At 65.0% G+C, this 13,164-nt stretch carries 10 protein-coding genes; 6 read left to right on the top strand and 4 right to left on the bottom strand.

The window, feature by feature from the left end; translation table 11 throughout:
- Nucleotides 1–5 precede the first annotated feature (5 nt).
- Nucleotides 6–344 (bottom strand): DUF3240 domain-containing protein, encoded by a 339-nt coding sequence (locus tag GEV06_06230; protein MPZ17493.1) that lies wholly within the window; start codon nucleotides 342–344, stop codon nucleotides 6–8.
- Nucleotides 345–680: 336 nt separating this feature from the next.
- On the opposite strand from GEV06_06230, the gene GEV06_06235 reads away from it, so the two are divergent.
- The gene (locus GEV06_06235; GenBank protein ID MPZ17494.1) at nucleotides 681–1,976 is read left to right on the top strand and encodes a DUF2264 domain-containing protein; all 1,296 of its coding nucleotides are present in this window, start codon (nucleotides 681–683) and stop codon (nucleotides 1,974–1,976) included.
- A 170-nt stretch (nucleotides 1,977–2,146) separates the two neighbouring features.
- On the opposite strand, the gene GEV06_06240 is transcribed toward GEV06_06235, so the two are convergent.
- Nucleotides 2,147–2,758: an isochorismatase family protein gene (locus GEV06_06240; GenBank protein ID MPZ17495.1), complete on the bottom strand. Its 612-nt coding sequence runs from the start codon at nucleotides 2,756–2,758 to the stop codon at nucleotides 2,147–2,149.
- Between the two features lie 62 nt (nucleotides 2,759–2,820).
- Here GEV06_06240 and GEV06_06245 point away from each other — a divergent pair, with 62 nt between their 5' ends.
- A complete protein-coding gene (locus GEV06_06245) occupies nucleotides 2,821–4,155 on the top strand; it encodes a nicotinate phosphoribosyltransferase (GenBank protein MPZ17496.1) in 1,335 nt (444 codons plus the stop codon).
- Between the two features lie 14 nt (nucleotides 4,156–4,169).
- On the opposite strand, the gene GEV06_06250 is transcribed toward GEV06_06245, so the two are convergent.
- Both GEV06_06250 and GEV06_06255 read right to left on the bottom strand, forming a co-directional pair.
- Nucleotides 4,170–5,159: a hypothetical protein gene (locus GEV06_06250; GenBank protein MPZ17497.1), complete on the bottom strand. Its 990-nt coding sequence runs from the start codon at nucleotides 5,157–5,159 to the stop codon at nucleotides 4,170–4,172.
- The gene (locus GEV06_06255; protein ID MPZ17498.1) at nucleotides 5,156–7,006 is read right to left on the bottom strand and encodes a glycoside hydrolase family 15 protein; all 1,851 of its coding nucleotides are present in this window, start codon (nucleotides 7,004–7,006) and stop codon (nucleotides 5,156–5,158) included. The genes GEV06_06250 and GEV06_06255 overlap by 4 nt, the downstream gene beginning before the upstream one ends.
- 209 nt (nucleotides 7,007–7,215) lie before the next feature.
- On the opposite strand from GEV06_06255, the gene GEV06_06260 reads away from it, so the two are divergent.
- From GEV06_06260 to GEV06_06275, 4 genes are all read left to right on the top strand, one after another.
- Complete coding sequence (locus GEV06_06260; protein MPZ17499.1) at nucleotides 7,216–8,307, top strand: hypothetical protein; 1,092 nt, start codon at nucleotides 7,216–7,218, stop codon at nucleotides 8,305–8,307.
- 11 nt (nucleotides 8,308–8,318) lie between these two features.
- Nucleotides 8,319–11,156, top strand: a complete 2,838-nt coding sequence (locus GEV06_06265; protein MPZ17500.1) for a hypothetical protein — start codon at nucleotides 8,319–8,321, stop codon at nucleotides 11,154–11,156.
- Nucleotides 11,157–11,298: 142 nt separating this feature from the next.
- Nucleotides 11,299–11,679, top strand: coding sequence for a hypothetical protein (locus GEV06_06270; protein ID MPZ17501.1), 381 nt, complete (start codon nucleotides 11,299–11,301; stop codon nucleotides 11,677–11,679).
- Between the two features lie 425 nt (nucleotides 11,680–12,104).
- The gene (locus tag GEV06_06275; GenBank protein MPZ17502.1) at nucleotides 12,105–13,142 is read left to right on the top strand and encodes a hypothetical protein; all 1,038 of its coding nucleotides are present in this window, start codon (nucleotides 12,105–12,107) and stop codon (nucleotides 13,140–13,142) included.
- The last annotated feature ends 22 nt before the right edge of the window (nucleotides 13,143–13,164 follow it).

Here is a 13,164-nt window from a genome sequence, read left to right on the forward strand (position 1 = left end):
GTCCTTCAGAGGGCCTCGGTCCCTGCCTCACCGGTCCGGATGCGCACGGCTTGCTCCACGTTGCAGATGAAGATCTTCCCGTCACCAATGGTTCCCGTCCGTGCCGCTGTGGTGATCGCGTCGACAATCTGCTCCACGCGCTCGTCTGCGGCGACGATCTCCACTTTGGTCTTCGGGACGAAGGCGACGGAGTACTCGGCGCCCCGGTAGATCTCGGTGTGTCCCTTTTGGCGGCCGAAGCCCTTGACCTCGGTGACGGTGAGCCCCTCGACACCCACGCCGTGCAGCGCGTCGCGGACGTCGTCCAGCATGTGGGGCTTGATGATGGCAGTGATCAGTTTCATCGCGTGTTGTTCCTCTCAGGTTCGATGACGGCAGACGCCTGCCGAGACAACCCGTAGAATCCCAGCAAGACGTTGGCCAGGTTAGCTCGACGAGCTGTTTCTGGTCGGATTTCCAATGATTAGCCGCAAAAATGTGGAGATCTCCTGCGAGCGCGGCGAGAGGCATCACAGGATCATTACAACAATTACGTCGCAAGTTTGCCGCATAGGCGACAATCGTGTCAGATTGAGCCGCCCGTCCTTCATCAGCGAAGCGACACACGTTCCCCTTCTTCTCTTCGTCTGCATTCCGCACCCCCCTTTACCGCAGTCCTCCCGTTGGGCACAATGCGAGGGATGGATCGACGCGCATTCCTCGGGTGGGCAGGCGGCCTGGCCGGCGTTGCCGGCTTCCCCCGCGAGATCGACGACACTCCGGCGTTTCGCGTCGACGGTCGACGCGACGTTCCCAGATACAGCTCCAGTGCGACATCTGCGAGCGGCGCCGCGGATCGACAGCGCTGGATCGAGCTCCTCACGCGGCTGGCGGATCCGGTGCTCACCAACCTCGCGGAGGGGCGGCTGAAAGAGCGCATGCCGGTCGAGGCAGCGCCGGAGACCGTCGACGAGCGCCGGCTCTTCACCCACCTGGAAGCCGTGGGACGTCTTCTCGCCGGTCTCGCACCCTGGATTGAGCTGGGAGACGATGGCAGTGAAGAAGGACGGTTGCGTGGGAAGTACGCAGAGCTGGCGCGCCGAGCGATTGCCGTCGGCACCGATCCGGCGTCGCCGGACGCCCTCGATTTCACCAACGGTGGCCAGGCGCTGGTCGATGCTGCCTTTCTCGCGCACGCCACGCTACGCGCCCCACGCGCGCTGAACGACGGGCTCGATACGGCGACGCGCGAGCGACTCGTGGCGGCGTTGGGCGCCGCCCGCGTGCACCTGCCCGGGTTCAACAACTGGCTGTTGTTCTCCGCGACGCTCGAGGCAGCGCTGTGCAGAATGGGTGCGGATTGGGACCGGATGCGCGTCGACTACGCGCTCCGCCAGCACGAGCAGTGGTACGTCGGGGATGGGCTGTACAGTGACGGTCCCAACTTCAAGTGGGACTACTACAACAGCTACGTCATTCAGCCGATGCTCATCGACATCCTCGCATCGTGTGGCAAGGAAAGTAGCCAATGGCTGCCGTTTCGCGAGCCGGTGCTCCGTCGCGCCCGCCGGTACGCCGGCGTCCTCGAGCGGCTGATCGCGGCCGATGGGTCGTTTCCGGCCATCGGACGCTCGATCGCATACCGCTGTGGCGCATTCCAGCTCTTGGCGCAAATGGCGCTCAGGCGCGAGCTCCCGTGGCCGATGCCGCCCGCGCAGGCGCGCACCGCGCTCACGGCTGTCATTCGGCGCACGCTCGAAGCGCCCGGGACGTTCGATGACGACGGCTGGCTCACGATTGGTCTCTGCGGGCACCAGCCGGAGATCGGCGAGACGTATATGTCCACGGGCAGTCTGTACCTGTGTGCCACGGCGTTCCTGCCGCTTGGCCTGCCTCCATCCGACGAGTTCTGGACGGCACCGCCGCAGCCCTGGACCTCCCAGCTTGCCTGGTCCGGCCAGCCGGTTCGCGGCGATCACGCGTTGCAGCCCACATAAAGGTTCGAGGTTCGAGGTTCAAGGTTCGAGGTTCAACGTACGTGCAAGGTTCAACGCCGGAGGTGTCCTTCGATGCTTCAGAGTAAGGGCTTGACGGAAGGGTTCGGCGTTCCAGCCCCGGCGCTCGACGCCAACCCGTCCGCAGGAACTCACCTCCCACCTCGAACCTCTTACCTCGAACCTCGTACCTCCTTCATCAATGCCTCGGAGGAGGCGACCCGCGCGCCGGCGTGCTGCATCGCGTCGATGGCTGCCTCGGCGTCTCCAGGCTTCACGCCAACCGCCGCCACCGCGTCGCGAATCACGTCCACCTCGAGGCCGTGCCGCCGTGCGTCGGTGACGCTGTTCTTCACACAGTAGTCGGTTGCCAGGCCGCCGACGTAGAGATGCGTGACGGCGCGCCGCCGCAGATCGGTCAGGAAATCGGTCCCGTCATGTGTGGTTCCCTCGAACGCCGAGTAGCCGTGGCTCTCCGCATCTTGTCCTTTGCTGATGACGAGCACGGTCTCGGGGAGCGCGAGATCCGGATGGAACGCCGCGCCAGCCGTATTCTGCACACAGTGCACTGGCCATGGGCCGCCGTATGCGGCGAAGTGGCTGGTGCGCGGCGGATGCCAGTCACGCGACGCATACACCGGCCAGCCCTTTGCCCGAGCGTAGTCGATCCATCCATTCAACACAGGAACGACGGTGTCTCCCCGCGATACGGCGAGTGCCCCTCCCTCACAAAAGTCGTTCTGCACGTCGACGATCAACAGCGCAGCGTGAGATTCGTCGCTCATGAGATCATGATAGCCCGGGCGTGACGTCCGGGAGTCTTGAGTCCTCAACGCCTTTGACCCTTATGCGGGTGAGTGCTCTCGTTAGCGATCTGTACGAGCTCACGATGACGGCTGGCTACCACGCGTCTGGCCAGGCGCGTGCCACCTTCGAGCTGTTCGTGCGTGAGCTCCCGCCGACAAGGTCTTTTCTCATCGCGGCCGGGATCGATCAAGCCCTCGAGTACCTCGAGCCGCTGGCGTTCGCCCAGGATGAGATCGCGTACTTGCGCTCGGTACCGGCGCTCGGCAACGCACCGGCGTCGTTCTTCGACGACTACTTGGCGCGGTTTCGTTTCACTGGTGAGGTATGGGCCGTCGCGGAGGGAACGCTGGTGTTTGCGCAGCAACCGCTGCTGCGTGTGACCGCACCCGTCGGCGAGGCCCAAATCGTCGAAACGGCGCTCCTCAGTATTGTCGGATTCCAAACATCGGTTGCCAGCAAAGCCGCGCGGGTGGTCGCGGCGGCCGAGGGGCGGCCCGTGGTCGAGTTCGGCAGCCGCCGCGCGCATGGACCGGAGGCGGCTCGCTACGCGGCGCGCGCTGCGTATCTGGCTGGCTGCGCCTCGACGTCGAATGTCGAAGCCGGCTTCCTCTTCGGCATCCCGGTCTCGGGGACGATGGCGCACTCCTGGGTGATGTCGTTTGCTTCCGAGCTCGATGCGTTTCGGACGTTTGCATCGGTGCACGGACCGGATAGCGTGTTCATCATCGACACCTACGATCCGCTGGTGGCGGTCGGCCGCATCGTCGACGCTGGGCTGCGTCCGTCCGGCGTGCGGCTCGATAGCGGAGATCTCGTGGCGCTGAGCCGTGCTGTCCGCCAGGCGCTCGATGCTGGCGGTCTTCGTGAAACGCGTGTGTTCGCGAGCGGCGACCTCGATGAGCACCGCGTGGCAGCCCTCCTTGCCGCCCAGGCGCCCATCGATGCGTTTGGGGTCGGCACGGCCGTGAGCACGTCGAGTGACGCCCCCGCGCTCGGTGCCGTCTACAAGCTGATCGAGATCGAGCGGCAGGGCGTGCCGGCGCCCGCCATGAAGCTGAGCCCAGGCAAGCGCCTCTATCCTGGGCGCAAACAGATCTGGCGTCTCGTCGAGGATGGCGTGATGCGGCGCGACGTTGTCGCCACGGCCGACGAAGCCGGTCCTCCAGGCGCCACGCCGCTTCTCACGTGCGTCATGCGTGGCGGACGCCGACTCGACGTGCGCGCCTCGCTCGCGGCCCTGCGCGATCGGTCGGCCGCCGAGCAGCTGCGCCTTCCGCCGCGCGTGCGGCAGCTCCGCGACGGCGACCGGTACCCGGTGGCGATGAGTGAGGGGCTCGAGCGCCTCGCCGACGAAGTTGCGGGACGAATACAGTGACCACTGACCACTGATCACTGATCACTGTATTTGATCCGTGTGACTCGGAAGCGTGCGTCGCGCAAGAGCGCCGGGATTCCTTCCGGGCCCGAGAGGTGGAGGGCGCCGACCGCGAAGAAGTGCACTGTGGATGGCTCGGCGCGCCGAATCGCGGCGATGCGCTCCGCCATCCGCCGGTTGCGCGAGACGAGCATGACGTCGTGAAACTTGCGGGCGAGCGCCACATCAGTCGCGGTGTCCATCAGAAGCTCGTTCAGTTGGTGGAGATTGCCAGCGAGATAGGCCTCGACCAGCTCCTCTGCCGGCGTGGTGTGCGTTTGACGCGCGCGATCCAATTCGTCGAGTGCTGCGCGCAGCATGGCAGTCTGCTCGGCGTGGGTGAAGCGGTCGAAGGCTGCAACCTGCTCGTCCACCGTTTCGAGGGCTGCGACCTGTTTGCCGTCTGCGTGGGCGCGTGCATACAGCACGGCGTCGAGCGGCTGGCGTCCTGCGGCAAGCTCAGGGAGGTAGTCGAGCAGCGCGACCTGCCCGAGGGCGGCCCACGGCTTCAAGCGGTCGAGCATCGTTTCGAGTGCGTCGGCAGTGGCGTCCGGCACTGCGGCGTCGCTCATCGCGGTCTGGAAGGTCTTCAACAGCCGTGTGTGTAGCGCCTCCCCGAGAATGTCTTGCAGGCGCTGGTGAGGCGGCAGCGTCACGCGATCGTTGAGCGTCAGCCGCGTCGTGAGATCCATGGGAATCTCGGTGTAGAGCGCGCTCGCCTCGGCAAGCGCGTCGTCGACGGGTACCGGGAGCTGCAGCACCCGCGCGTCTGGGACGTGAATCGTGCCAAAGAGGTAAGCAGGAGCACGACCGTCGACCCGCCAGAGGAGCGGGTCGCTTGCTGCAGGTCGGTCGGCGGCGTCGCCTTTGGGTTGTGGCGCTGCGCCCGTGAGGGCGATCGTCAGCGCGAGCAGCACCGCGGTTGCCGTCGAGACCAATAGCCTCACAGCCACAGACCCCTTTATCCCTTCCTCCCCAGAGCTCTATCGAGATTGAACGCGGCGCTGATAAGGGCCAAGTGCGTAAAGGCCTGTGGGAAGTTGCCGAGGGCTTCACCGCTCGGGCCCGTCTGTTCTGCGTAGAGCCCGAGATGGTTCGCGTAGCCCAGCATCTGCTCGAACAGGAGACGCGCTTCCTCCAGACGCTGGCCGTCGAACTGCCCTGCACGCGTCAGCGCCTCGACCAACCAAAACGTGCACATGTTGAACGAGCCCTCGTGGCCCCGTAGGCCGTCGACGCCGGTGCGCGGATCGTAACGATAGACGGCGCTGCTCGACATCAGGCCCCCCTCGTGAAGTGGCTTCATCACCGCATCGATTGTGCGCAGCATCCGTGGATCGCTCGGCGAGACGAAGAACACGAGCGGCATCAGCAGCGTCGCTGCATCGAGGTCGTCGGAGCCATAGTACTGCACGAACGCGTTGCGCTGCTGGCTCCAGCCGCGCTCCATGATCTCCAGGAACAGCTTGTCGCGCTCGGCGAGCCACACCGTTCGGTTGGAAGGGAGTGAGCGCTTGTCCGCCAGGCGGACGGCGCGATCCAGCGCGACCCAACACATAAGCTTCGAGTAGACGAAAGGCTTCCGTCCACCGCGCACTTCCCAGATGCTCTCGTCGTCTTCGGCCCAGTTCTCCACGACCCAGTCGACCAGGCGGGAAACGGCGCGCCAGAGGTCGGTCGAGATCGGCCGACCGTACTTGTTGAACAGATATACGGCGTCCAACAGCTCACCGTAGATATCCAGCTGCAGTTGTTCCGAAGCGCCGTTGCCAATGCGGACGGGACGTGAGCCGCGGTAGCCGGCGAGATGATCGAGCGTCACTTCCGGCAGATACGGGCGGCCATCGATGCTGTACATCGTTTGAAGGCCCACGTTGGTGGCTTCGTGACATCGCGCTTCGATCCAGCCCATGAAGTCTGCGGCTTCACTGGTGAAACCGATCCGGATCAGCGCGTAGAGGGTGAACGCCGCATCGCGGACCCAGACGTAGCGATAGTCCCAATTGCGCTCGCCGCCGATGTGCTCGGGCAGGCTACAGGTTGGCGCGGCAATGAGCGCGCCGGTTGGCTCGAAGGTGAGCAGCTTCAAGGCGAGTGCCGAGCGATACACCGTCTCGCGCCAGCGGCCGGTATAGGTACAGCGTTCGAGCCAGCGTCGCCAGAATTGCACCGTCTCGCGAAAGAGCGCCTCTCCCTCTTCATGCGCCAGGCATGACAACAGCGGCCTGTCGTCCCGGAGCTCGTAGAGGACGAAGACGTGCTCCTCCCCCTCCTGCAGCACGAACTCCGCCGCGACGCCTGATCCGTCGCGGACGAGCGGCACCGGTCCACACAACGCCAGACGCAGTCGACGGCCGCTGAACCGGGCGCCATCCTGGACCAGCTCACACTCAGGGACCTCGCGCGCGTAGTCGAACATGAGGCGACACTCGAGCCGAAAGCGGATCTCGCCGCGCGAGCAGCGGACGCGGCGGATGATCGCGCGCCGGAACGGGTGATCTTCGGCAACATTGACCGGCATGAAGTCCACGACCTCACCGACACCCTGCGGTGAGAGAAAACGTGTGACGAGCACGTTCGTGTCCGGCCAGTAGAACTGCCTCGTGACGCTGTCGTGATCGGTGTAGATGCGGAACGAACCGCCACGCGCTGGGTCGAGCAGCGCGGCACAGACAGTTGGCGAATCGAAGAACGGCCAGCAAAGCCAATCGATCGATCCGTCGCGACCAACGAGCGCGACCGTGCGCATGTTGCCGATGATGCCGTAGTCCTCGATAGGCTTGAACGCGTCCAAGGTATGGGTTGTGTGCATGGTCTCGCGTTAGTTTTTACGTTCTTAACAAACTCTTAGCCGGCCGTTAACCACGTCGCCGGGCAAGTCGTATCACAATCACCTCGGTAGGGCCGCCTCGCCGAGGCGGCCGCGACGGCGCGTTCCGCCTTCGCACTTAGCGCTACGGCGGACGAGTCGGCGAACGCGCCCTACCTGATTCGAGGCGCGCACGCGCGCGGAGGTGAATCATGCAGGCCAGGATCCCGTACAGAGCAGCGATAGTGATCTCGGCGGCGCTGGCCATGCTGGCGAGCGGGGCGCCGAATCCGCAAGTCGTGAGCGCTGCGAGCGCGACCCGCGCGCAGGAGCCTGCATCGCGGCCAGTCACGGAGGCCGCACCCGGAGGGGAGCAGGGCTCTACGCCGGCTCCACCCTCCGAAGCCAGTATTGCGAAAGCCAAAGAGGTGCTTCAAGCGGTCAACGAGGCGGTGGGCGGTGCCGCGGTCGCTGATTTGCGCAGCTTGGCCTTCGAGGCGGACACGCGCCGTGTATTCGGTGAACGCCAGATGTCGAGCACGTTCACCATGCGCGTCTTGTTTCCCGACAAGTTCCAACGCGTCGAGGAGACTGAGCGACCAGACGGTACGCCGGGCGGTACCGTCACGCTGACCGTGAACGGACAAGAGAGCTGGATGGAGCGTGAGGGCGGTGGCGGTTTCCGGGGGCGCGGGCGAGGCGCTCGGGAGGGCGGATCCGGCGAGGCGGGAGCGGCACAGGGAGGACCGGGCGGGCCGGCAATGGGCGGTAGCCGCGGCGGCGGCCGCGGGCGTGCCATGCACGGCGAGTTCTACCGTGCCCTGCTCGGCGTGCTGCCCAGCGCAGCCCCGCTCGCCGGGCTCACGCTCGCGCACGTCGGCGAGGCACAGGCGCCGAACGGCCAGACGGCTGACGTGCTCGATGTGGCAGGTGACGGGTTCAAGGCTCGCGTGTTCGTCGACCGGCAAACGCACCTCCTCCTCATGATGACCTATCAGGCGCCGTCCTTCCGAGGTATGCGCCGCATGGGGCCGCAACGGGGCGGGAGCGAGGACGAGCGGCGCAAGGCTCTCGAGGAGATCCGCCGGGAGAGGCAGGCGCAGGGGCCGCCACCCTTGGTCGAGACCCAGCTCTTCTTCAGCGACTACGGTGACGAAGGTGGCGTGCAGGTACCGCACAAGATCATCCGTCAGGTCGACGACCAGGTCGAGGAAGAGTGGACGATCACCAAGGTCGAGCTAAATCCAGACCTCGAGCCCGAGCAGTTCAAGGATAAGAGAAAGCAGTCAAGGAATCCTGAGTAAGCAGGTTGACGATGGTTTGTCGTATCAGATATGCCGGCGCGTGGTTCGTCGTTGGTCTGATGGCCGCGGCGCTCACGCCGGCTCGGTGGGCCGGAGCGGCGCAGATTGCAACGCAGTCGTCGTCGGTGGGGGCACAGGCGGCCTTCGCGGGGCAGTCTGCAGCTCCGGCCACACTAGCGGCGCGTTCGGCGAACGCGCCCTACCCCGATGGTTCGGCGAACGCGCCGTACCACGATGGCGGTAGGGACGCCTCGCCGAGGCGCGCTGACGATGCTGCGGGTCAATCCGCCGGAACCGTCAGCGTCGTTGTCACCGATCCCCTCGGTGATCGTATCCCTGGCGCAGATGTGACGCTGGTCGGCCCGCAACCTGCCACAACGCCTATCCCCATGGTGACGGATGACCGCGGCGAGGCGCTCTTCGAGAGCCTGGCGCCTGGAACCTATGCGCTGCGTGTCGAGCTGTCCGGGTTCGAGCCATTCGACGAGCCGAGACTGGTGGTCACCGACCGGCAGCGGGTCACGAGAGAGGTGGAGCTCGCGCTGAGCAAGGTTCTCGAAGACGTGGCGGTCACGCAAGACCCGACCGAGACGGCGCTCGCCAACAACTTCACGCAAGCCTTGACCCAAGAGCAGATCGAAAATCTCCCGGACGATCCCGAGGAGATGGCGGAGGTCATCGAGGCGATAGCCGGTCCTGGCGCCGTCATGCGAGTGAACGGGTTCGAGGGCGGGCAGTTGCCGCCCAAGTCTCAAATTCAGGAGATTCGCTTCCGTTTCGATCCGTATTCGGCAGACAACCATCAGGCCGGCCGGCCGCGCATCGACATCGTGACCAGGCCGGGCAGCGGCGACTTTCGGAATCAGGTGAATCTCGGCTTTCGTGATCAATCGCTCGATGCGCGCAGCCCCCTCGCCCCAGAGCGAGGCGATGGCCAGACCCGCCGGTTGCGATGGAGCACGAGTGGCCCCATCGTGAGGAACAAGACCTCGTATGCGATCTCGGTCAGCGGCTGGGACGCGTTCGATGCACAGACGATCAACGCGCGGCTGGACAGCGGGCCATTCAGCGACATCGTCGAACAGGGCAATCGTCGGCTCGAGATGGACTTTCGCCTCGAGCATGCCTTGACGAGCGAGCAGATGCTGCGCTTCGAGTACCAGCGTGAATCGCGCTGGCAGCGCGATCTCGGTGCCACTGAGCTCGATTTACAGGAGCGTGCCTACGATCGGGATTCTTTCGAGAACCGTGCCCGTATCAGCACGTCGGGCACGTTCGCGAAGCGCTTTCTCAACCACGTGCGCTTCGAGTACGCGTGGGATGACACCGAGACGATGTCGGCCAGCATGGAGCCGACCATCGACGTGCTCGGCTCGTTTACCTCGGGCGGCGCGCAGCTCGCCGGCGGCGAGCGCGCGCGGGAGATCGAGGTGGCCGACGACCTCCAGTTCACGCTCGGCAAAATGCACAGTCTCAGTGCCGGCTTCGAGATCGACGTCTCCCGTTACCGCACCAACGAGCAGTCGAACATGGGCGGGACGTTCACCTTCGCGAGCCTCGACGATTATGTCGCGGGACGCCCGCTCCAGTTCTCCCAGCGTGAGGGCAACCCGGAGGCGACCTACTCTCGCCACGAGGTCGGCTGGTATGTTCAGGACGACATCCGTCTGCGCAAGGACCTCATGCTCGGCGTTGGCCTGAGGCACGAGTTTCAGTCACAAATTGACGGCAAGGCAAACTTCTCACCGCGCGCCAGCATCGGTTGGACGCCGTTCGCCAGTGGACGAACGACCATCCGCGCAGGCGGGGGCATCTTCTATGACTGGTACGGGGCGGACACGTACGCGCAGACCGTGCTCGTCGATGGACTTCGTCAACGGGACATCATCATCCAGAATCCCTCTTATCCAGATCCGTTCGCAGGGGCGGCCAGTGAGACGATTCCACCGAGCCGGATTCAGGCTGCCGAGGATCTCCGGCTGCCCAGGCTGACACGCGTGTCGGTCGGCGTCGACCAACAGCTGACAGAGTGGGCACGGCTTCGCACCAACTATTTCCGCGAGGAGACCTCGCATCGACTGCGTGGGCTGAACATCAACGCGCCTATCGACGGCGTGCGACCGTCTCCGGAGTTCGAGCGTATCACCGAGATCCAGTCGATTGGACGGGCCGAGGAGCAGGGGGTCGACCTGAGCCTCATGATGTCCTACATGCCGCGCAGTCTGTTCGGCGTCATCAGCTATCGATACGGCAGGTCCATGAACGACGCAGACGGACCGCTCAGCCTGCCGGCCGACGGCTCCGACCTCGCCAGCGAGTGGGGACCGGCGAGCGGCGACATTCGCCACCAGATCTTCAGCTTCATCAACGTGCAACTCCCGAAGGGCTTTGGTCTAGGACTCCACGCGCGCGTGAGCTCTGGTGCGCCCTACAACAGAACGCTGGGCACTGATGCCAACGGGGATACGGCCACCAACGACCGGTCCGAGGGGGTGTCACGTAATAGTGAGCTGGGCGACTGGCAGAAGAACGTGGATCTGCGTTTGAGCTGGGGGTTCGGCTCCGGCGTTGGCCGCGGCGGTGGTGGCGGTCGCGGTGGTGGTGGACGGGGCCCTGGTGGGCCCCGCGGTGGTGGTGGTCCACCCGGCGGTGGGCCTCAGACCGTCGGCATGCGAGATCGGCAGCAAGGGCGTCCGACGGGGCTCGAGGTCTATATTCAGGCGCTCAACGTGTTCAATATTGCCAACTACACACGATATGGCGGTGTCGAAAGCGCGCCGAACTTTGGCGAGCCCATCAGCGCCATGCCTGGCCGCCAGCTGGAGCTCGGCATGCGCGTCTCCTTCTAGTGGTCTGCTGGACCCTCCAACCTCCTCCCAAGGGGCAGGTCAAACCCACCTGCCCCTATTTTTTCCCGCGAGCGTCGCTCCTCGACTCGCCCGCTCCAACCTCGGACAGTAGTAAACTCGCGGCGAGAACGGAGGCGCGTCGATGGAAGCTGACAGCGTACGGCGGTATCAGGTGCAGGCCCGCTCGACGGATATGCTCGGCCGGGTCTTGTGCAGCGCCAGGCAACATCACTTCGTCGTGGATGGTCCGGCGCAGAACGGCTGTCCCGGCGAAGCGGTGACGCCAGCCGAGGTCTTTCTCGCGGGCGTCGCCTCCTGCGGTGTCGAGCTGATTCAGGTGATCGCGCGCGATCAGGGTATGACGCTCGGTGGCGTCACGGCGCAAATCGACGGCTGGGTCGACCGCGAGCACCCTGTCCGCAGCGATCACACTGTCTTCAACGGGGCCCGGCTCCGGCTCCAACTCACCGGCGTGACGTCCAAGGAGGCTGAGGAGCTCGTGGAGAAGTTCAAGTCGAGATGACCGCTCTATGGCACGCTTGCAGTTGCAAGCCCGGACGTTGCGGTTGAGCTCGACGTCATTTGACTGCCTTGCCGCCATCCGAACCTCGGTAACGTGGCGTCACCGAGATCTGTTCCTGCCGCGTAGTGTCTCAGTACACCGTCTGCTAAGGGGCCGATCGCACCGACCAGCCTCGGCCGTAGCGTTCCCGGCGGATAGCGCGCGGTGTGGTGCGTCCAGCGTTCCGTATTTTCAGCACACGGATCAACTGGCGCGGATCTCGCATAGGCTGCACAGCACGAATGGTCCGAGGAGGGACGACAAGGGCATTCGATGGGTGCCAAACTGAGCCGTGCATCGCATTGGATCGTCACGGCAATAGCCGGGGCGGGCCGGCGCGAGCCGTCCGACACCGGCGTTGCACACGGCGTCGCTGCTTGGCCGTTGTGGCGGTTGCCGCATCGATTCTCTTGCCGTCTGCGAGCGTCAGCGTTCAGGAGGAGCGCCGAACGCTGCAGAATGTCCTCCACGATATCGGTCTGAATGCTCGCGATGTGCGAACGGTCGAGAGCGGGCGCCCTGTCTCGATGCTCCTGAGCACGGATCTCGCGCACGAGATTGCGGTGTTCGGCAGCGTCCGCATTGACGTCTCTGCAGCGACATTCGTGGAGCGCTTTCGCGACATTGCCAGGTTCGAGTCCGGAGAGAGCGTCAGGCAGATCGGCACATTCCGTCAGCCGCCAACGCTCGACGACGTCAAGGCACTTCGCATGCCACTCGACGATCTCCGGGCGTTGTCGCAGTGCGAGATTGGCAAGTGCGCCGTGAAGTTGCCCGCGGAGGCAATGACGCGCATCCGGCGAGAGGGGGGAGGAGGGACCAGCGCGCGCGCGCGTGCCGACGCGATACTCAAAGACATGCTCGTCGGCTTCGTCACGGCGTATCGCGCACAGGGCAACGGCGCCCTGCCGGAGCTGAGCGACCAGGATCAGCCCCTGCGTTCCGGCGACGCGTTCGAGGAGATGCTGGAGGAGAGCAGCTCGCTCCTCTCCAGTCAGCCGGAGCTCAGCGACTATCTGCGATCCTACCCCAGAGCGCGCCTTGCCAACGCCGACGACTTCTTCTACTGGTCGTTGGTGGACTTCGGTATCAAGCCCACGCTCCGCGTCAATCACGTCACCATCTACCAGCCACCGCCTGATCGAGGGATCGACTACGCCATTGCCTCGAAGCAGATCTACGCGAGTCACTACTTCGACGCGGCGCTGGAACTGAAGTTCCTGGTGGAGGACCCGCTGCAGGAGGGGCTCGATCGCGTGTATCTTCTGGTTGTGAACCGCGCTCGGATTGGCGGACTGACAGGCCTCCTCCGCGCGCTGATCCGTCCCTCGGCGCGCCGCAGGACGCGCGACGCTCTGGACCGCTATCTTCGAAGCACAAAGGCGCGACTCGAACAGGCGTCGGCCGAGGCCGTGACGCGGTGACCGGAGATAATCGTCTGTAGGC

It is taken from the genome of Luteitalea sp. (assembly GCA_009377605.1).
In the GTDB taxonomy this organism is placed as follows: Bacteria; Acidobacteriota; Vicinamibacteria; order Vicinamibacterales; family Vicinamibacteraceae; genus WHTT01.